Annotated in this window: 18 protein-coding genes; 11 read left to right on the forward strand and 7 right to left on the reverse strand. The window is 63.7% G+C overall.

Going from position 1 to position 19,732, the window contains the following annotated elements; all coding sequences use genetic code 11:
* Nucleotides 1–49 precede the first annotated feature (49 nt).
* A complete protein-coding gene (gene ppk2 / locus ABIE32_RS13185) occupies nt 50–1,255 on the forward strand; it encodes a polyphosphate kinase 2 (RefSeq protein WP_429016761.1) in 1,206 nt (401 codons plus the stop codon).
* 42 nt (nt 1,256–1,297) lie between these two features.
* Here the strand turns inward: ppk2 and moaA are convergent, their stop codons facing one another.
* The 3 genes from moaA to ABIE32_RS13200 form a co-directional block, all read right to left on the reverse strand.
* Nucleotides 1,298–2,452, reverse strand: a complete 1,155-nt coding sequence (gene moaA, locus ABIE32_RS13190; RefSeq protein WP_429016762.1) for a GTP 3',8-cyclase MoaA — start codon at nt 2,450–2,452, stop codon at nt 1,298–1,300.
* A 121-nt stretch (nt 2,453–2,573) separates the two neighbouring features.
* Nucleotides 2,574–3,197: a DUF2889 domain-containing protein gene (locus ABIE32_RS13195; protein WP_429016763.1), complete on the reverse strand. Its 624-nt coding sequence runs from the start codon at nt 3,195–3,197 to the stop codon at nt 2,574–2,576.
* A 303-nt stretch (nt 3,198–3,500) separates the two neighbouring features.
* The gene (locus ABIE32_RS13200; RefSeq protein WP_429016765.1) at nt 3,501–4,934 is read right to left on the reverse strand and encodes an aldehyde dehydrogenase family protein; all 1,434 of its coding nucleotides are present in this window, start codon (nt 4,932–4,934) and stop codon (nt 3,501–3,503) included.
* 281 nt (nt 4,935–5,215) lie between these two features.
* Between ABIE32_RS13200 and ppa the strand changes: the two genes are divergently transcribed.
* A complete protein-coding gene (ppa, locus tag ABIE32_RS13205; protein ID WP_224152306.1) occupies nt 5,216–5,749 on the forward strand; it encodes an inorganic diphosphatase in 534 nt (177 codons plus the stop codon).
* Nucleotides 5,750–5,793: 44 nt separating this feature from the next.
* Here ppa and ABIE32_RS13210 read toward each other — a convergent pair whose 3' ends face one another.
* Nucleotides 5,794–5,925 (reverse strand): hypothetical protein, encoded by a 132-nt coding sequence (locus ABIE32_RS13210; RefSeq protein ID WP_429016767.1) that lies wholly within the window; start codon nt 5,923–5,925, stop codon nt 5,794–5,796.
* Nucleotides 5,926–5,981: 56 nt separating this feature from the next.
* On the opposite strand from ABIE32_RS13210, the gene ABIE32_RS13215 reads away from it, so the two are divergent.
* The 9 genes from ABIE32_RS13215 (at nt 5,982) to ABIE32_RS13255 (ending at nt 15,344) form a co-directional block, all read left to right on the forward strand.
* On the forward strand, nt 5,982–7,097 hold the full coding sequence (locus ABIE32_RS13215) for an NAD(P)/FAD-dependent oxidoreductase (protein WP_429016769.1): 1,116 nt from the start codon (nt 5,982–5,984) through the stop codon (nt 7,095–7,097).
* A 265-nt stretch (nt 7,098–7,362) separates the two neighbouring features.
* Entirely contained in the window at nt 7,363–7,680 is a 318-nt protein-coding gene (locus tag ABIE32_RS13220) for a DUF883 family protein (RefSeq protein WP_224152308.1), read from the forward strand.
* Between the two features lie 97 nt (nt 7,681–7,777).
* Nucleotides 7,778–8,173 (forward strand): phage holin family protein, encoded by a 396-nt coding sequence (locus ABIE32_RS13225; RefSeq protein WP_224152309.1) that lies wholly within the window; start codon nt 7,778–7,780, stop codon nt 8,171–8,173.
* A gap of 98 nt (nt 8,174–8,271) precedes the next feature.
* Nucleotides 8,272–8,598: a hypothetical protein gene (locus ABIE32_RS13230; RefSeq protein WP_224152310.1), complete on the forward strand. Its 327-nt coding sequence runs from the start codon at nt 8,272–8,274 to the stop codon at nt 8,596–8,598.
* Between the two features lie 449 nt (nt 8,599–9,047).
* The gene (locus ABIE32_RS13235; RefSeq protein WP_429016773.1) at nt 9,048–10,052 is read left to right on the forward strand and encodes a BMP family protein; all 1,005 of its coding nucleotides are present in this window, start codon (nt 9,048–9,050) and stop codon (nt 10,050–10,052) included.
* Nucleotides 10,053–10,299: 247 nt separating this feature from the next.
* Entirely contained in the window at nt 10,300–11,898 is a 1,599-nt protein-coding gene (locus tag ABIE32_RS13240; RefSeq protein WP_429016775.1) for an ABC transporter ATP-binding protein, read from the forward strand.
* A 9-nt stretch (nt 11,899–11,907) separates the two neighbouring features.
* Nucleotides 11,908–12,969 (forward strand): ABC transporter permease, encoded by a 1,062-nt coding sequence (locus ABIE32_RS13245; protein ID WP_429016777.1) that lies wholly within the window; start codon nt 11,908–11,910, stop codon nt 12,967–12,969.
* 94 nt (nt 12,970–13,063) lie between these two features.
* Nucleotides 13,064–13,987: an ABC transporter permease gene (locus ABIE32_RS13250; RefSeq protein ID WP_429016779.1), complete on the forward strand. Its 924-nt coding sequence runs from the start codon at nt 13,064–13,066 to the stop codon at nt 13,985–13,987.
* Nucleotides 13,988–14,072: 85 nt separating this feature from the next.
* Nucleotides 14,073–15,344, forward strand: coding sequence for an amidohydrolase family protein (locus ABIE32_RS13255; RefSeq protein WP_429016782.1), 1,272 nt, complete (start codon nt 14,073–14,075; stop codon nt 15,342–15,344).
* Between the two features lie 96 nt (nt 15,345–15,440).
* Here ABIE32_RS13255 and ABIE32_RS13260 read toward each other — a convergent pair whose 3' ends face one another.
* Genes ABIE32_RS13260 through ABIE32_RS13270 form a run of 3 tightly spaced genes read right to left on the reverse strand, consistent with a single transcriptional unit; the run spans nt 15,441 to nt 19,698 of the window.
* Complete coding sequence (locus ABIE32_RS13260; protein WP_396022780.1) at nt 15,441–16,460, reverse strand: diguanylate cyclase; 1,020 nt, start codon at nt 16,458–16,460, stop codon at nt 15,441–15,443.
* Nucleotides 16,457–17,464 (reverse strand): chemotaxis-specific protein-glutamate methyltransferase CheB, encoded by a 1,008-nt coding sequence (cheB, locus tag ABIE32_RS13265; RefSeq protein ID WP_429016784.1) that lies wholly within the window; start codon nt 17,462–17,464, stop codon nt 16,457–16,459. The genes ABIE32_RS13260 and cheB overlap by 4 nt, the downstream gene beginning before the upstream one ends.
* Nucleotides 17,461–19,698 carry a hybrid sensor histidine kinase/response regulator gene (locus ABIE32_RS13270; RefSeq protein WP_429016786.1) on the reverse strand — a complete coding sequence of 746 codons (2,238 nt, stop codon included), beginning with the start codon at nt 19,696–19,698 and terminating at the stop codon, nt 17,461–17,463. Before ABIE32_RS13270 ends, cheB begins: the two co-directional genes overlap by 4 nt.
* Nucleotides 19,699–19,732 lie beyond the last annotated feature (34 nt).

Raw genomic sequence — 19,732 nt, forward strand, 5'->3', positions numbered from 1 at the left:
TGCAGGCACAGCCTTTTAATAGAAGATGTATATCAAAAGGCGTCTACTCATGACCGCGCGTAAAGCACGAACACCGTCCTCCGTCCGCCAAACCGTATCTGGCCAGGCCAATAGCGAGGCAACCAACTCCCGCCCACCCCGCGCATCTCGCCGCGCCACTGGCGAAGTCCGGGCCGCAGCAGCCGGTGATACGCCGCCGGCACTTACTCGCCAGGCCATCGCTGCCCATGTCGAAAGCAAGGCCACCTCGGGAGCGCGGCAGGAGCTGGTGTCGGCTGTGCTGCACATTGCTGACAACAAGTCCGGGCAATCCGCCGCAGAGCGTGCAAAGAGTCTGCGTACATTGCTCGACGGCGCTTCGCCAGATGACCGCGAAGCCTTGCGGCGTGCATTCAGCGGCGCAGATGCACAAGGTATTGACAAAACCAACCCTGACGAAGAACTGGCTCCCGGCTGGCGCGATGGCGGTTACCCCTACAAGAACCTGTTGCGCCGCTCGGTCTACGAGAGGGAAAAATTCAACCTGCAGGTGGAACTGCTCAAGCTGCAAGGCTGGGTCAAGACCACGGGGGAGCGCGTGGTGATCCTGTTTGAAGGGCGTGATGCGGCAGGCAAGGGTGGCGCCATCAAACGCTTCATGGAGCATCTGAATCCACGCGGCGCGCGTGTGGTGGCATTGGAAAAACCGTCTGAATCCGAGCAGGGGCAATGGTACTTTCAGCGCTATGTGCAGCACCTGCCCACGGCGGGCGAGATTGTGCTGTTTGACCGCAGCTGGTACAACCGCGCCGGCGTGGAGCGGGTGATGGTTTTTTGCTCGGACCGTGAATACCAGGATTTCGTGCGTCAGGCGCCCGAGTTCGAGCGCCATCTGGTGCAGTCGGGTGTGCACCTCATCAAGTTCTGGTTCAGCGTCAGCCGTGAAGAGCAGCGCCGTCGCTTCAAGGAGCGCGAATCCCACCCTCTCAAGCAATGGAAGCTCAGTCCCATTGACAAGGCCAGCCTCGACAAGTGGGACGATTACACCCGCGCCAAAGAGGCCATGTTCTTTGAGACCGACACCGCTGACAACCCCTGGACGGTGATCAAGAGCAACTGCAAGAAGCGCGCGCGGCTCAATGCCCTGCGCTACGTGCTGCACAAGCTGCCCTATGCCCAGAAGGATGCAGGGCAGATCGGCAAGCTCGACCCACTGATCGTGGGCCGCGCCCATGTGGTCTACGAGCGCGGGGAAAAGCCGGAATCACTGATGTGAATCACTGATGCAATATAGGCAGGCTTGCCTGCCGCAGCCTCGTCAGCCGCCGATATAGCTCATCTCCACCCGCTTGCGCAACTGGGCGATTTCGGGGTGCTGGCTGCGTTGCTCGCTGTAATTGTCGTTGCGCTCGCCCCAGATGTGGGCGATGGCAGCGGCGATGTCCTCGTCGCTGGCACCGCCGCGCAGCAGGCTGCGCAGATCCCAGCCTTCGCTGGCAAAGAGGCACAGGAACAGGCGCCCTTCAGTGGAGAGGCGGGCGCGGTTGCAGGCGTGGCAGAAGGCGTGCGTCACGCTGCTGATGAGGCCGATCTCGCCCAGGCTGGCATCGTGCTGGCCGTTGGCATCGGCATAGCCCCAGCGCACGGCGGTTTCACCTGGTGTAGTGGCGTCCAGCGGCAGCAGCTCGAATTCACCCTGCAGGTGCTCCAGCAACTCGTCGGACGGCAGCACTTCTTCCATGCGCCAGCCATTGGTGGCGCCCACGTCCATGAATTCGATGAACCGCAGGGTGACACCGCTGCCTCGGAAGTAGCGCGCCATGGCGGTCACCTCGTGGTCATTGACGCCGCGCTTGACCACCATGTTCACCTTGATATTGGTAAAGCCCACGGCCTGCGCCTCTTCAATACCTTGCAGCACGGTGGCGACCGGGAAATCCATGTCGTTCATGCGGCGAAAGAGCGTGTCGTCCAGGCTGTCAAGGCTCACGGTCAGGCGCTTCAAGCCTGCGTCCTTCAGCGCGCGGGCCTTGCGCGCGAGGATGGAGCCATTGGTCGTCAGGGTCAGGTCCACCGGCTGGCCATCGGGCGTGGTGAGCGCCGCCAGTTGTTCGATCAGCGCTTCCAGGTTCTTGCGCAGCAGAGGCTCGCCGCCGGTGATGCGCAGCTTGCCCACGCCCTGGCCCACGAAGATGCGCGCAGCCTGGGTGATTTCCTCGAAGCTGAGCAGGTCGCTGTGCGGCAGATACTGGTAATCCTTGCCAAACACATCCTTGGGCATGCAGTAGCTGCAGCGGAAGTTGCAGCGATCTGTCACGCTGATGCGCAAATCCCGCAACGGGCGCTGGCGCTGGTCGCGCGGCCCTTGGGTGCCCGCTGCTCCGCCTGCCGGGCTTCCTGCCACAACCATCGGACGGGTGGCAGGAAGGGGCTGTTGACGCTCATCGCGCAGCGGAATGATGGGGTGGGGCATAGGCCAATGGTACCGCAGGCCAGAGGGGGCGATGGTCCGCCAGCCCGCATGAACAGGCGCTATGGCAGGAAATGAATAGCGCACATGGAGCCGCAGGGGCAACGGTGTGCCAGGTGCGGCGTCAGGCCTTGGCCTTGCCGGGGTCGGATGGCATATCCGCTGCAGCAGGGGCTTTGGCGGCTTCGGCCAGGGAGGTCTGGCGCACCAGCGGTTGCCAGCCGACAAACTGGGGGTAGATGGCCGCAACACCGCTGCCGTTGAAATCCCAGCCAGCACACTGGCCCAGGTGGCGTGGCGGCTGGTTCGGATCGGCCGATACAAAGGCCTTGTGCACGCTCTGGAAGGCGGCGGTGGCCATGTTGAAGAGCAGCTCGCGCATATGGGTGCAGCCAGCAATATTGCCCAGGTTGGCCTCGATGGCCTTGCGCCAGCCGCGTGCCATGCTGCAGCCCACCATGTTCTGCATGGCAGGCAGGGCCTGGGGGCAGTCGCCAAGCGGGTGCGCGTCCATGGCTACTTCGATGGCCTGCACCACGAGGTCGGTGTTGATGGTGCAGCGGATCCACATATGGTGGATGGCGTCTCCCGCCTTGCGCTTGCGCTCGCCCGAGAGCACCAGGTCATAGGCCTTGGTGTCGAGCAATTCGCCCTCGATGTCCCACAGCCCGTCCTCGCGCTCGAAACTGCGAAAGCGCACATCGCGCAGGTGCTTGGGAATACGGTTGGCAACGGGGGAAAGCGGCATGTTCTTGTAGGCGTGGGTGGCGTTGCCGTGGGGCTGCTGCCGATAGAGACACTATGCGCCCGGCTGTGGCTTCTTGTCTGTGCAGCAAGTGACAGGGGGCAGTGCGGCGCGAAGAGCCGCCAACAGGCAGAAAGCAGGCAGAAGCACGCCGGGCAATGCCGCTATTGTAAAAACAATCGCGCCGCCATGTTGCATTGCGGCATTTGGCGGCGCGTCAAGGTGTCGGGTGAGAGCATCTCGGCCGCTGGCGCGCGCGTGGTGCGCGCCAGGTAGTCAAAACTGATAGCAGTTTAGCCGGGCAAATCAACCGTGGCGGATGGCCACGGTCTTCAGTGTGGTGAAGCCGTACAGCGCCTCAAATCCTTTTTCACGGCCATGGCCGCTGGATTTGACGCCGCCAAATGGCAGCTCCACACCGCCTGCGGCGCCATAGTTGTTGATGAAGACCTGGCCACTGCGCAGCCGCTTTGCCACGCGGAACTGGCGGCCGCCGTCACGCGTCCAGACTCCGGCAACCAGGCCGAACTCGGTGGCATTGGCCATCTGGATGGCTTCTTCCTCGGTATCGAAGGCCATCGAGCTGAGCACCGGGCCAAACACCTCTTCCTGCGCGAGGCGGTGGTCAACCGGCACATCGCGCAGCAGGGTGGGCGCCTGGTAGTAGCCGCCTTCAGGGGCATCGTCCACGATCTGGCCCTGCGCAACGATGGAGATGCCGTCATTGTGGGCATCGCTCAGAAAATCCCATACGCGCTGCTGCTGCGTCTGGCGGATCAGCGGGCCCAAGTCCAGGTCCATCGTGGCCGGGCCCACGCGCAAGGCCTCGAAGGCAGAGGCCAGGCGAGCGAGCAGGGTTTCATAGATGCTGCGTTCGACCAGCAGGCGCGATCCGGCCGAGCAGGTCTGGCCCGAGTTCTGGATGATGGCGTTGATGATGGTGGGAATGGCCGCATCCAGGTCCGCATCGGCAAACACGATCTGCGGGCTTTTGCCGCCCAGCTCCATGGTGCAGGGGCAGTGGCGCTCGGCAGCGGCCTGTTCGATCAGGGTGCCGATGCGGGGGCTGCCGGTAAAGCTGATGTGGTCCACGCCGGGATGGCGGGCCAACGCATCGCCCACCTCGTGGCCGTAGCCGGTGACGATATTGATGGCGCCGGCAGGAAAGCCCACGTCGGCCGCCAGCTGGGCCACGCGGATCAGGCTCAGGCATGCGTCCTCTGAGGGTTTGACCACGCAGACATTGCCTGCCGCCAGCGCACCGCCCACGCAGCGGCCAAAGATCTGCATCGGGTAGTTCCAGGGCACGATATGGCCGGTCACGCCATGGGGTTCGCGCCAAGTCAGTACGCTGAATTCCTGCGGGTAGGGAATGGTTTCGCCGTGCAGCTTGTCGCAGGCGCCGGCATAGAACTCGAAGTAGCGTGCCAGCGCTGCCGCATCGGCCTTGGCCTGCTTGGTGGGCTTGCCGCAGTCGCGCTGCTCAATGGCGGCCAGCTCGTCTGCGTGCTCCAGCACCTTGGCCGACAGCTTCATCAGCAGGCGGCTGCGCTCCACCGGCGGCAGCTTGCCCCATACGTTCTGGTAGCACAGGCGGGCGGCCTGCACGGCGTGGTCGATGTCCTCGGCATTGCCGCGCTGGATTTCGTCGTACTGCTGGCCATCGGACGGGTCGATGACGGCAATGGTCTTGCCCGAGAGGGAGGGCACGGAGGCGTTGGCGATGTAGTGCAGTTGCATGGCGTTTGGGGTGCATGGGTGCCGCTGCGGCGCAGCGGCAAAACAGTTCTCACCTTAGCGCAGGATGGGCAGGGCGCCTACCGGGAATGGCCCGGGTCTGTCACGGGTTTGACGAAGGGCTGACATCGGCGTCCGGGCTTTTTTCAGCCAGGTGTCAGCCAATGCACCTAAAATCATCGGGTTTTGCACGCTGCGGCCACTGGCCTGCGGGTCGCAAGCCTGTGGCCTCATCGGCGCTGGCGTGCTCCAGACACCCAACCATTTGACTCATAAGGAATCGCATGTCCTTCGAAAAACTGACCCCTGGCGCCAAGGCACCTGAAGTCTTCAACGTCGTGATCGAAATCTCGGCCAACTCCGCTCCCGTCAAGTATGAAGTGGACAAGGATTCGGGCTGCGTGTTTGTGGATCGCTTCCTGGGCACCGCCATGCACTACCCCGTCAACTACGGCTATGTGCCCCAGACGCTGTCTGGCGACGGCGACCCCGTCGATGTACTGGTGATGACGCCATTCCCGCTGCCTACCGGCGTGGTCGTGCCTTGCCGCGCCATCGGCATCCTGCACATGGAAGACGAGTCGGGCGTGGACGGCAAGGTGCTGGCCGTGCCAACGCAAAAGCTGCTGCCCAGCTACGACAAGATCAACCACCTGAGCGACATCCACGATCTGGTGCTGCAGCAGATCTCCCACTTCTTCGAACACTACAAGGACCTGGAAAAGGGCAAGTGGGTCAAGGTGCTGGGCTGGAAGGGCGTGGACGAAGCGCACAAGGAAGTTGTGGACGGCATCGCCAACTACAACAACAAAAAGTAATATTGATTGCTGCTGCTGGCGCCCGCACGATGGGCGCCATGGCATCAAAATAGATAGCAAAAGCCGGTTCTTGCCGGCTTTTTCTTTGCCTTGGCCTGCTGCGGGTAAAGGGCCGCAGTCCCATGCAGCGGTGAGCGGGGCAGGCAATTTTCAGCGCCGGACAGCGCTTTTTGCATGCGTGCGCTCCAACTGCCTGTAAGCTCCCTGCATCAAAAGAATTCAGGAGTGCATTGTGGTGGATGTTGTCGATTGCGTCGTGGTTGGCGCAGGCGTGGTGGGCTTGGCCGTGGCGCGTGAGTTGGCGCTCGCCGGGCGCGAGGTGTTGGTGCTGGAGGCGCAGGATGCCATCGGCACCGGCACGAGTTCGCGCAACAGTGAGGTGATTCACGCAGGCATCTACTACCCGCAAGGCTCGCTCAAAGCGCGGTTGTGCGTGCAGGGCAAGGAAATGCTCTACCAGTACTGCGCAGAGCGGGGCATTGCCCACCAGCGCTGCGGCAAGCTGATCGTCGCCACATCCGAAGCGCAGCGCGCCAAGCTGGACAGCATTGCCCTGCACGCCGCCGCCAATGGCGTCAACGACCTGGTGCTGCTCTCCCGTGACGAGGCCCGCGCCATGGAGCCTGCGCTGGAGTGCGTGGCGGCGCTGCATTCGCCCAGTACCGGCATCGTCGACAGCCATGGCCTGATGCTGGCCTTGCAGGGTGATCTGGAAAACGCGGGCGGCATGGTGGTGTTCAACAGCCCATTGGCCGGTGCGCAATGCAATGCGACGGTGGACGGCCACAAAGGCATTCTGCTCACTGCGCAGGATGGCACCCAACTGCTGGCGCAGACCGTGGTCAACGCGGCAGGCCTGTGGGCCCCCGACCTGGCGCGCCGGTTCGAGGGCCTGGCGCCCGAGCACATTCCTGCGGCGCACTATGCCAAGGGCAATTACTTCACGCTGAGCGGCCGCGCGCCTTTTTCGCACCTGATCTACCCGGTGCCCGAGGCAGCCGGCCTGGGCGTGCACCTGACGCTGGACTTGGGCGGCCAGGCCAAGTTTGGCCCTGATGTGCAGTGGGTGGAGAGTGCAGACGATCTGTTGGTGGATCCTGCGCGTGGCGAAGTGTTCTATGACGAGGTACGCCGCTACTGGCCAGGCCTGCAGGATGGTGCGCTGGCAGCAGGCTATGCAGGCATCCGCCCCAAGATCAGCGGTCCGGGCGAGCCCGCGGCTGACTTCGTGATTCAGGATGCCAGCACGCACGGCGTGGCCGGGCTGGTCCAGCTGTTTGGCATCGAGTCGCCGGGTCTCACCAGCTGCATGGCCATCGGAAAAGCGGTGGCGCAGCGGCTGCAGTAGCGCACACACCGTGGCGCACGGCCGGTCGGTAGGCCTTGTCTGACACCTACGCGGGTGCATGCTGGGCGCGTGGGGGCTGTGTTCTCCGGTAACATGTAAGCCAGCTGATGCCGCAGATGCTTGCTGTGGGGCTTGCGCGGCTGAAGTGCATCTCTCATGGATTTGCGCAGCAGGGGGGCTCGAAGAACATGACCCATGTTGGGGTCTCTGCCTGATTGACGTAAGCTATGGTTTCCCAAGCCTGATCAAGAAAAGGATGATGAATATGCGTAAATCGAATCTGTTTTCCGACACCGTAGAAAGCGCCCAGGCTGATCTGGAAAAGTTGGTGGGTGACGTGCGCAGCGTCCTGTCCAGCAAGGATCTGGACGGCGTGCCCGAGATCCGCGCCCTGCGCGCCCGTCTGGAAGACTCCGCAGGCAATGCCCGCGACAGCGCCGTACGCGCCGCGCAGGATGCCGCCCGCCAGGCCAAGGAAGCAGCGCTGGCTGCCGACCGCTATGCGCACGACGAGCCATGGCGCGTGGCAGGTGCCGCCCTGGCAGTCGGTGCCCTGATCGGTTTCATCTTCTCTCGCCGCTGATGGACGGCGCCGCGCCCAGGCGCGGTGGCCCGATCCAGCAGTGTGATTCAATAAGAAAAGCAGGGCGCCTACGCCCTGTTTCCATCGAGGAGCATCAATGAACTGGTTGTCTTTGCTGGGGCTCGAAGACACCCTCGCGAGGGGGCGTACGCTGCTGGCCGAAGGGGCCATCGCGGCGGAAGACCGTCTGGACCTGTTGTCCATCGAATGGCAGGAGCAGAAACGGAACATGCTCTGGATGGTGGTGATGGGCCTGGTGGTAGCCGGCCTCACCATCGTGGCGCTGACGGTGCTCTCGGGCGCCATCATCATCTCCTTCTGGGATACGCAGAGCCGCATGCTGGTGACCTGGCTGGTGGCAGCGGTCTGGCTGGTGCTGTGGATCGGCGTGCTGGTCTTTCTGGTGGTGACGGCCAAGAAAGCCACCAACCCGTTCCAGCTGACCAAGGCCGTGCTGAAAAAGGACTGGCAAGCTGCCAAGCGCCGCATCTGATGCGCCTATGCTGCATTTGCGCGCCTGCACATGGTTGAGCGGGCAGCGCGGCGGAGAGTGCTGGATGGCGGAGAAGTGAAACAAGCCTGGAGCAATGGATGAAAGAACAAACCAAAGACATCGACCTGGTGCTGCTGCAGGATGCAGAACCCGAGGCGCGGGCCGTGCTGGAGCGCATCCAGGGCCAGCGCGAGCGCCTCTATGGACGCCGCCTTGCCCGCGAACAGGCCCTGGCCCTGAGGCGCGATGCAGGCCCTGACTATGCCCTGAGCCACGGCTCCATCGTGGAGCGCGTGATTGGTTTTGGCCGCCAGCACCCGGTGGTCTGTGTGGGTGCTGTGGGCCTGGGTCTGCTGCTGGGCCCGCGCAAGCTGCTGCGCATGGCAAGCGTGGTGCTGCCGCTGGTGATGAAACTGCGGCGCTGAGTGATCCGATCAAACCGGGCTCCCGCAGGTTTGAATAGCCTCAGACCATGGCCGAGCGCACGTATCCAGGCAAAAAATAACCTGACTGCCATTTTCTCTGGTTAGAATTCCAACGCTTTGCGTATATGCGCAAAGCGTTGGCGCATTTTGAGCGTGCAAGCTGTCGTTTCCCCTCGGTACGACCCGGGGCCAAGCATTCACAATCCAAGTCGCAGCAATCGAAAGATGCGCGGCTTTTTTTTCGCCTGCAAAAAGGCGGTTGAAAAGGCCACTGGTGTGGCATCGCAGGTCCTGCGGCTCTGAGGGCCTCTCTGGGAGACCCAGCCGCTCGAAGTGAATGCGTGAATGCGCTTGGGGGACCCTGTTTCCATCCGGTACGGAACTTGCTGCAAACCGCCTGGCCACTGGTTCGACCCCGTGGACGTTCTACACAACAAGGAGTTTTCGGTATGAGTACAAGGCGTCGTATTGTTCAAGCGTGTCTGGCAGCCATTCCTGCGGCCATCGTGGCGGGCAGCCCTGTGGCGGCGCTGGCGCAGGCCAAGCTCAAGGTGGCGGCGGTCTACACCGTGCCCTACGAGCAGCAATGGGTCAGCCGCATCCACAATGCGCTGAAGGCGGCCGAGGCGCGTGGCGAGATCGAGTACAAATCCAGCGAGAACGTGGCCAATGCCGACTATGAGCGCGTGATGCGCGAATACGCCACCGGCGGCGCGCAGCTGATGTTTGGCGAGGTGTTCGGCGTGGAGGCCGCTGCCCGCAAGGTAGCCAAGGATTTCCCCAAGATGGCCATCGTGGCTGGCTCGTCCGGCAAGATCCAGACGCCCAACTTCAGCGTGTTCGACAATTACATCCAGGAGCCTGCCTACCTCACCGGCATGATTGCTGGCGGCATGACCAAGACCGGCAAGATCGGCATGGTCGGGGGCTTTCCGATCCCCGAGGTGAACCGTCTGATGCACGCCTTCATGGCGGGCGCCAGGGAGACCAATCCCAAGGTGGAGTTCACCGTTACCTTCATCAACAGCTGGTTTGACCCGCCCAAGGCCAAGGAAGCGACCTTTGCCATGATCGACAAGGGCGCCGACGTGCTCTACGCAGAGCGCTTTGGCGTGAGCGATGCCGCCAAGGAAAAGGGCAAGCTCGCCATCGGCAACGTGATCAATACGCAGGACAAGTACCCCGACACTGTGGTTGCATCCGCCCTGTGGCATATGGAGCCGAGCGTGGACCGCGCGATCAAGGCCGTCAAGGACGGCAGCTACAAGGCGGAAGACTACGGCCCGTACTCGATGATGAAATACAAGGGCTCGTCGCTCGCGCCGCTCGGTACCTTCGAGAAAAAGGTGCCTGCCGATCTGGTGACCAAGGTCAAGGCCAAGGAAGCCGACATTCTGGCTGGCAAGTTCACCGTGAAGGTGGACGACTCCCAGCCCAAATCCACCGCCAAGTAAGGCGGCGTGCAGTGCACAGGGCGTGACGGGCCAACCCCGGAGCGGCCTGCGCACGCTTTGGTATCAAAAGAATAGCGCATAGCGCTTTTCTGCATTGGGTTTTATTGGTTTTCTAATGAAAAACCAATAGCCGCAAGCGCTGCTAGCTATTCTTTTTCCGCTTGATCATTCATTCTGGTGAACCGACACCAGAGAGCTGCACCCAGCACCACAGCGGTGCACAACCGGCGCTCCCGTGCCCCACACCATGCCGCCTTCATCATCTTCCGCCGCGCAGCCCGATCTGCCCGTACTGCAGCTGCACGGCATCACCAAACGCTTCGGCCCGCTGGTTGCCAACGATGCCATCTCGCTCACCCTGCACCGGGGCGAAGTGGTGGCATTGCTGGGCGAAAACGGGGCGGGCAAATCCACCCTCATGTCGATCCTGTTCGGGCACTATGTGGCCGATGAAGGCCATATCGATGTGCATGGGCAGCCCCTGCCGCCCGGGCAGCCGCGTGCATCGCTGGCTGCTGGCATCGGCATGGTGCACCAGCACTTTGCGCTGGCAGACAACCTGAGCGTGCTCGACAACATCATGGTGGGCAGCGAATCGCTGCTGCGCCCGGCATCGGCCACCGCGCAGGCACGCGCCAAACTGGTGCAGGTGGCCGCGCAGTTCGGGCTGCCGGTGCAGCCCGATGCGCGAGTGGCGGGCCTGACGGTTGGCGAGCGCCAACGGGTGGAAATTCTGAAGGCCCTGTACCGGGGCGCGCGCATTCTGATCCTGGACGAGCCCACTGCCGTGCTTACGCCCCAGGAGAGCGAAGCGCTGTTCGCCACCCTGGCGCAGATGGTGGCCCAGGGTCTGTCGATCATCTTCATCAGCCACAAGCTGGGCGAAGTGCTGCGCGTGGCCGACCGCGTAGCCGTGCTGCGCCATGGCAAGCTGGTGGCCGAGGCACCCACGGCAGGCACCACACAGGCGCAACTCGCACAATGGATGGTGGGCGAGGCAGTGGCCCTGCCCGAGCGCCGCCCTGCGCAGAGCGTAGGTGCCAGCGTGTGCCAGCTGAGCCATGTACACACAGTGCTCAGCAAGAAAAGCACGGCGCGTGACCGCCTCGTCGATGTATCGCTCGATCTGCGGGCGGGCGAGATCGTTGCCATCGCCGGTGTCTCGGGCAACGGCCAGGTGGCGCTGGCCGATGTGCTGTGCGGCATGCGCCGTGCGGGCAGCGGTACGGTCAGCTACCAGGGGCGGCCGATGCCCGCGTCGCCCGTCGCGCTGGTGGCACAGGGCGTGGCGCGCATTCCGGAAGACCGCCACAGCACGGGCGTGGTGGGCGATCTGCCGGTATGGGAAAACGCCGTCTCCGAACGGCTGCGCAGCCGCTGGTTCTCGCGCCTGGGCTGGGTGAGGCGCGCCGCAGCGCGTAGCCAGGCCCAGCACGTATCCACGCAGTTTGATGTGCGCGGCGGAGGGCTTGATGCGCCGGCGCGCTCACTGTCGGGCGGCAATATGCAAAAGCTGATTCTGGGCCGGGCCTTGCTGGCGCCACAGGCGCAAGGCCCAGGTGGAGAGCAGGGTGCTCCGCGCCTCATCGTGGCGCACCAGCCCACCTGGGGGCTCGACATCGGCGCCGTGCGCTTTGTGCACCAGCAACTGCTGGCTGCGCGCGATGCAGGGGCTGCCGTACTGCTGATATCGGACGACCTGGACGAAGTGCTGGCCCTGGGCGACCGCATTGGCGTGATGCACGAAGGCCACCTGTCGCCCGCGCTGCCACACGCCGAGTGGAGCCGCGAAACCATTGGCCTGGCGATGGCGGGGGCTGGTGTGCCCGCTGCTCGCGAGGCGTGAGAGATTGCCATGCGATTAGAAAAAAGACCCACCCCTTCCAAAGCTGCCATGGTGGCTGCGCCGCTGGGCGCTGTGTTGTTTACCTTGCTGGTCAGCGGCCTTTTAGTGCTGTGGGCGGGCGCGCCCGTGGGGGCCACGTACGCGGCGCTGTTCAAGGGCGCGTTTGGTTCGCTGTTTGCGCTGTCGGAGACGCTCACCCGCGCCGTGCCGCTGATTCTGACGGGGCTGGCCGCTGCCGTGGCCTTTCGTGCGCGGCTGTTCAACATTGGCGCGGAAGGCCAGTTGTATGCCGGCGCGGTGGCGGCTGTTGCCGTGGGCGGCATGCATGGGGGCACCGGGTTCGAGCTGCCGATGTACCTGCTCTTTCCGCTGATGCTGCTGGCAGCCGCTCTGGCCGGTGCAGCCTTGCTGCTGGGCCCGGCCCTGATGAAAACGCGCCTGGGCGTGGACGAGGTGGTGACGACCTTGCTGCTCAATTTTGTGATGCTGCTGCTCGTGGCCTATCTGCTCGACGGTCCGATGAAGGACCCGATGGCCATGGGCTGGCCGCAAAGCGTGGCGCTGCAGGGCGATCTGGAATTGGGCAAGCTCATCCCGCAGACCCGCCTGCACACCGGCTTGGCGGTAGCCGTGGGACTGGCGGTGGCGCTGTGGCTGCTGCTGCAACGCACGGTGGCGGGGTTTGATATCCGCGCAGCCGGTGCCAACCCGCGCGCTGCCGCATTTGCAGGTGTGCCGGTCACCCGAACGGTGGTGCTGGTGGCGCTGCTGTCAGGCGGGCTTGCGGGCCTGGCCGGGGCCATCGAGGTGGCGGGCCGCACAAGCTATCTCACGCTCGATATGTCGCCCGGCTACGGCTACAGCGGCATCGTGATTGCCATGCTGGCCGGACTGCACCCGCTGGGCGTGGTGGCGTCTGCCATCTTTGTGGCCGGCATGCTGGTGGGGGCCGACAGCATGAGCCGTGCCGTGGGCGTGCCCAATGCGATTGCCGATGTGATCGTGGCTGCGTCGCTGCTGTCGGTGCTGGTGGCCAGCCTGCTGACCCAATACCGCCTGCGCAGAAAGTGAGAAGCGCCATGTTTTTAGAAAAAACAGCCGCTGGCGCCCATCTGGTAAGCGCTATTTGCTATCGAAATGAGAGTATTGCAGTGCGAGGTGCGGCATGAGCGATTTGATGGACATTCTGGCCAATGGTGCCTTCTGGGTGGCCGTGCTGCGCACCGCCACACCGTTGTTGCTGGGCACCCTGGGGGTGCTGCTGTGCGAGCGGGCCGGTGTGCTCAACCTGGGGATCGAAGGCATCATGGTGGCGGGGGCCTTCACCGGCTGGCTCACGGTGTATGCGGGCCATGGCCTGTGGACTGGCGTGCTGGTGGCGGCGCTTGCTGGCATGGTGTTTGGCGCGCTGCACGCATGGTTGACGGTAGGGCTGGCGCTGTCGCAGCACGTCTCGGGTCTGGGCATCACCATGCTGGCCACGGCCTTGTCGTATTACGGCTACCGCGTGAGTTTTCCGAAGGTGAACACGCCGCCCACCATCACGCCGTTCGAAGCCATGGATTGGCTGCCGATACCGATTCTGGGCGAGCAGACGGCGCTTACCTTGCTGGCGCTGCTGCTGGTGCCGTTGCTCGCCTGGGTGCTGATGCGCACACCGCTGGGCCTGGCCGTGCGCATGGTGGGCGAAAACCCGCAGGCGGCTGAAGGGCAGGGCATTCCGGTGATGGCGGTGCGCAGTGGCGGCATCATTGCGGGCTCTGCGCTGATGGGCGTGGCGGGCGCCTTCCTTACCCTCTCGGCGTTCAATGCCTTTTTCTTCAACATGATCAATGGCCGTGGCTGGATCTGCGTGGCGCTGGTCGTGTTTGCGTCGTGGCGGCCGGGCAAGGCACTATTGGGGGCGCTGCTGTTTGCGTTTTTTGATGCGCTGCAGCTGCGACTGCAGCAGTCGGGCGACGGGCTGCTGCCGTACCAGTTTTACCTGATGCTGCCGTACCTGCTGTCCATCCTGGCCCTGGTGCTGGTGGCCCGCAAGGCAGCCTATCCGCAGGCGCTGATGAAACCCTATCGCAAGGGTGAGCGCTGAACTATTGTTTTCATAGCAATCAGCGCTTGCCAGTTGTGCGCCAGAAGCCGGTTTGGCACCAAGACGCACCTTAAAAGGACAAAAAATGCTCGATCTCCTCATCACCAATGCCACGCTGCCCGATGGCCGGCAGCGCATGTCCATCGCCGTGCAGGGCGGCAAGATCACCGAAGTGACCGAAGGCCTGCAGGCGCCTGCACACGAGGTGGTGGACGCCCAGGGCCTGCTGCTGACCCCGCCCTTTGTCGACCCGCACTTTCACATGGATGCCACGCTCAGCTACGGCATGCCGCGCGTGAACGAAAGCGGTACCTTGCTCGAAGGCATCGCGCTGTGGGGCGAGCTCAAACCCCAGCTCACGCACGAGGCGCTGGTGGAGCGTGCCCTGGCCTACTGCGACTGGGCCGTGGCGCGCGGCCTGCTGGCCATCCGCAGCCATGTGGACACCAGCGACCCGAGCCTGCTGCCCGTGGAGGCCATGCTCGACGTGCAAAAGCGCGTGGCCCCCTACATCGACCTGCAACTGGTTGCCTTTCCGCAAGATGGCGTGCTGCGCACCCCCGGCGGGCTTGATAACCTCAAACGCGCCCTGGCCATGGGGGTGGATGTGGTGGGCGGCATTCCCCACTTTGAACGCACCATGGCCGATGGTGCCGAGAGCGTACGTATTCTGTGCGAGCTGGCAGCCGAGCAGGGCAGGCGCGTGGACATGCACTGCGACGAATCGGACGATCCGCACTCCCGCCATGTCGAAACCCTGGCCTACCACACGCAGCGCCTGGGCCTGCGCGGCCGTGTCACCGGCTCGCACCTCACCTCCATGCACAGCATGGACAACTACTACGTCAGCAAGCTCATACCGCTGATGGCAGAAGCCCAGCTGGGCGTGGTCAGCAATCCGATGATCAACATCACCTTGCAGGGCCGCCACGACACCTATCCCAAGCGCCGTGGCATGACCCGTGTGCCTGAGCTGATGGCCGCGGGCCTGACCGTCGCCTTCGGACACGATTGCGTGATGGACCCCTGGTACAGCCTGGGCAGTGGCGACGCTCTGGATGTGGCCCACATGGGGCTGCATGTGGCGCAGATGACGAGCCGCACCGGCATGCAGCAGGCCTTTGATGCGATCACCCGGAACCCGGCCCAACTGCTGGGCCTGCAAGGCTACGGGCTGGAAGCGGGTTGCAATGCAGACTTTGTGCTGCTGCACGCCCACAACCCCATTGAAGCCCTGCGCCTGAAGGCCGCCCGCCTGGGCGTCTGGCGCCGTGGTGTCCGGATTGCAAGCTCGCCAGCGCCGGTGGCGACATTGAATCTAGCCGGACGACCGGCGGCTGTGTCGATGCTGCGCTGATCGTACGCCGGGCGCCCTGATACGGCGCAATGGCGGCTACCAGGCCACAGGGCATTCCGTGGCTGCAAATATCGATAGGCCATGGCGCAAAGCCATTCAGGCCACGCCGATGCGATTGCGCCCCTTTTCTTTGGCCTGGTACAGCCCGGTGTCTGCACGCTGTATCAGGGCAATGGGTGCGGTGGTGTCCTGCTCGGGCACCATCGTGGCTACACCGACAGAGATGGTCAGTGTGGCGCCGGGTGCGGGCAGCACATGGGCAATGGCCAGGGCCTGGACGGCACGCCGTGCACCATCGGCCAGCGAGCAGGCGCCTTCGTGGGAGGTATTGGGCAGGATGATGGCGAATTCTTCGCCGCCATAGCGGGCCACCATGTCACCGGAGCGGGAGCACGATTGTGCGAGAACCTGGGCTACGCTGCGCAAGGCTTCGTCGCCCATCACATGGCCAAAGCTGTCGTTGTAGGGTTTGAAGTAGTCGACATCGATGATCAGCAGGGAGAGCTCCAGCTGCTCTCGCCGCGCACGCTTCCACTCAAGGTCCAGTTGCTCATCGAAATGCCGGCGGTTCGACAGGCCGGTCAGACCGTCGAGCTTGGTCATGCGCTGCAAGGCAAGGTTGCTTTCCACCAGCTGCTGCTGGCTCAGGCGCAATGCCTGGTTGGCCAGGTCGCGTTGCTTCAATGCCAGATAGGCGCGGGAGTGGTAGCGGATGCGTGCGATCAGCTCGACCGCATCGGGCAGTTTGACGAGGTAGTCATTGGCGCCGATCGCAAATGCCTGGCTTTTGATCTTGGGGTCTTCCTTGGACGACAGCACGATGATGGGGAGATCGCGCAGTTTCGGGTTGCTGCGATACTGGCTCACCAGGATCAGTCCATCAACACCGGGCATCACCAGGTCCTGCAGGATGACGGTCGGCTGGATGCGCTCGGCCATCTCAACGGCTTGGTTCGCGTCGCCGCAGTAGTGGAAGGTGACTCCCGCCTCCTGGGTCAGCATGCGCCGTACGGCCTCCCCGATGATGGCCTGGTCGTCCACCAGCAGAACGCTGACGGCGAACTCGTCCGGCTCCGGGAGGGACATGTTGTCGGGCAGGGTTGGAATGTGAATCATGGATTTCTCTTTACGGCTATCCAGCGACATAGTTCGGCCAGGCGATGGGGTATGCGGTCCAGAGGCAGGATTTCGGCGGCCGCATCGATGGCCACGGCAGCCTTGGGCATGCCCCATACCACGCTGCTGGACTGGTCCTGGGTAATGGTGGCAAAGCCGCGTTCGCGCATGGCCTTGAGGCCATGGGCCCCGTCGCGCCCCATGCCGGTCAGCAGCACACCGATGGCATCGCCTCGCCATTGTTCGGCGAGGCTGTGAAAGAAGACGTCGATCGACGGACGGTAGATCTGCTCGTCGGGCTTGGGGGAGTACTGCAGTTCGCCACGGCGGCTTACCGTCAGGTGTTCATTGCGGCCCGCCAGCAAAACCACACCCGCCTGGGGCATCTCTCCTGCCTCGACCAGCCGTACGGGTAGCGCCGATTCACGTGCCAGCCATTCAGCCATGCCGGCCGAGAATTTGTCATCCAGGTGCTGGACCAGCACCACAGCGGCATCAAGATCCGCCGGCAATTCGTGCAGCAACTGGTTGAGCGTCGCAGGCCCTCCGGCGGAAGCGCCGATTGCAATCAGGCAGGGGCGCTGCGAACTGGTGCGCGGGGCGCGGTGGGCGGGGGGCTGCTGGGAGGTGGTCAGCCAGGCGATGTTCTGGATCTTTCGCAGCAGCAGCGCGGGATTGAATGTGCTGCTGCCAGCCAATTCGGGCAGGTGAACCACATCGAGCGCGCCATGGCCCAGGGCATTGAACGCCCATTCGGTATTGAGCTCGGTCGCCAGATCGAGCAGCAGCAAAGGGCAGGGGGCTTCGTCCATGATCCGCCGCGAGAACGCAACCCGGTCGGCGGTGCCCAGTTGCAGCAGCAGCAACTCGGGAGGGGTGTCACGGCACAGGCGCAGTGCCTGGGCCTCGTCCTGCGCGACCCAGTGGATGTCGTGCGGAGGCGCCAGAGCCCGTTCGAGGCGCTGTGCCAACTCAGGGGTGTTGACCATCAATCCAAGTTTCATTCAACGGCCTCGCCGATCAGCATTTGTACTGCTTCTAGTAATGTTTCATCGTGAAAGCTCGACTTGGCAAGGTAGTAGTCGGCTCCCGCATCCAGACCGCGTCGGCGGTCTTCTTCCCGGTCTTTGTAGGACACAACCACCACGGGCATGGACTGCAGTTGTGCATCACGTCTCACCAGACCTACCAGCTCGATGCCGTCCATGCGAGGCATGTCGATATCGGTCACCAGGAGGTCGTATTTTTCGGACCGAAGGATGTTCCAGCCATCCATGCCATCGACTGCCACGGAGACCTCGTAGCCGCGCCCGACCAGGAGCTTGCGCTCCAGCTCACGCACGGTCAGCGAGTCGTCCACGACCAGGACGCGCTTGCGCCGCAGCGACGGTCCTCCGGACAGCCGTGCAACCCGTTCGACCTGGCCTGCACCCAACAGCTTGTCAGCGGAGTTGAGCAGGTCATCCATATCGATGATGAGCACCGGGCTGCCGTCGTCGAGCAGTGCACCTGCCTCCACGCCGCGCAGCAGGCCCAGACGGGGATCGATGGGCACCACGGCCAGGTTCTGTTCGCTGATGACGCGGTCCACCGCAATGGCGAGGCTGCGATCGTGGTGCGGCACCAGAACCACCGACAGCCCCAGTGGATCGGATTTTCCCTGTGGCAGTTGCAAAAGCTGGTGGGCGGCGACCAGGCCGACAGCGAGGTCGCGCACCCAGACATGCTGCTGGCCTTCGACCATGCTGACGGCGTCTGCAGGAATGCGCAGAGTCTGTTCCACCTGCGCGAGGGGCAGCGCAAGGGCTTCGCCCCCGACCTCCACCACCAGGCAGCGCAGCATCGACAGGGTCAGCGGCAGTTGCAGCTGGAACACGGTTCCACGCCCTTGCTGCTGGCGAACGCGGATGGTGCCGCGCAGCTGGCGCAGCGTATGCTGGACCACATCAAGCCCCACGCCCCGGCCGGAAATCTCGCTGACTTTTTCGTTGACGCTGAAGCCCGGCAGGAACAGAAAAGCCAGTAATTCCTCCTCGTGCATGCGTAGGGCCATGGCTTCGGTGGCCAGCTTGCGTGCGATGACGGTGGCGCGTACGCGATCAAGATCCACGCCGCCCCCGTCGTCCTCGACTTCCAATACCAGAAGCCCGGCGGCATGCCGTGCGCGCAGCACCAGGTTTCCCTGCACGGGCTTGCCGCTGGCCAGGCGCTGCGCGGGGCTCTCAATGCCGTGGTCCACCGCATTGCGCAGCAGCTGGATCAGCGGCGCCTCCAGTACCTCCAGCACATCGCGGTCGCCCTGTATGTCTTCGCCTTCCAGGTTCAGCCACACCTCTTTGCCCAGGCTGCGACCGAGGTCGCGCACCATGCGTGCCTTGCCGGCCATCAGATCGGCGCAGGGGCGCATGCGCGAGGCCAACACGGTGTCATACATGCGTTGGCTGCGCTGCTCGAAGGACCAGCCAAAGCTGTCGAAAGCTTCCGTGTGTTGCTGCAGGTGGCTTTTTGCCTCCAGCGTCCAGTGACTCGCATCGGACAGCAGGGCCTTGGCGCGGGGCGGCAGATCCTGCCCCAGCAGGGCATCACGCAGGCCATGCAGGGAGCGATCCAGATGGTCTTGCAGGCGCTTGAGGCGTGCCAGATCCTGGCTCAGGGATTTGGTGCGCTGCGCCGCCACCAGTGAGCGCCCCGCCAGATCGAGCATGTGGTCGAGGCGTTCGGCCGACACGCGCAGTATGCGGTCGTGCAGCTCGCCAGGAGGCTCGGGCTCGGTGGTTTCAATGACGGCGGCTTTCTCTGCAGGCGCTGGCGTGGGGGCAGGCCAGGCATCTGGTATTTCTGATGTTTCTGGTGCTTCATCCTGCTGCGCATCTGCCGCCAGAATGGCTTGCAGTGCAGCCAGACCTTCGACATTGGCGCCTTCGCTCAGTTGTCGCAAGGCATCTGAGGCGCGTAGCAGCGCATCGATGCGTGTCGTGTTCAGGCGGAGCTTGCCGCTCTGGGCGGCGACCAGCAAGTCCTCCATCACATGGGCCAGGGATACGGCGGCGTCGAGCCCGACAATTCGCGCTGCGCCCTTGAGCGAATGCGCTGCGCGCATGCAGGCTTCCAACTGGGTGGGGTCGGCAGGCTCCCGCTCAAGAACCAGCAGGCCGGTATTCATGACCTGGGTCTGTGCTTGCGCTTCCTGCCGGAATAACTCCAGCATGGAGCTGTCTTGATATGCATCAAGGCTCATGGCTTCACCTTTGGAGCCCAGAGGGCGCGGTGGA

Source organism: Comamonas sp. 4034 (genome assembly GCF_050434545.1).
Classification (GTDB): domain Bacteria; phylum Pseudomonadota; class Gammaproteobacteria; order Burkholderiales; family Burkholderiaceae_C; genus Comamonas; species Comamonas odontotermitis.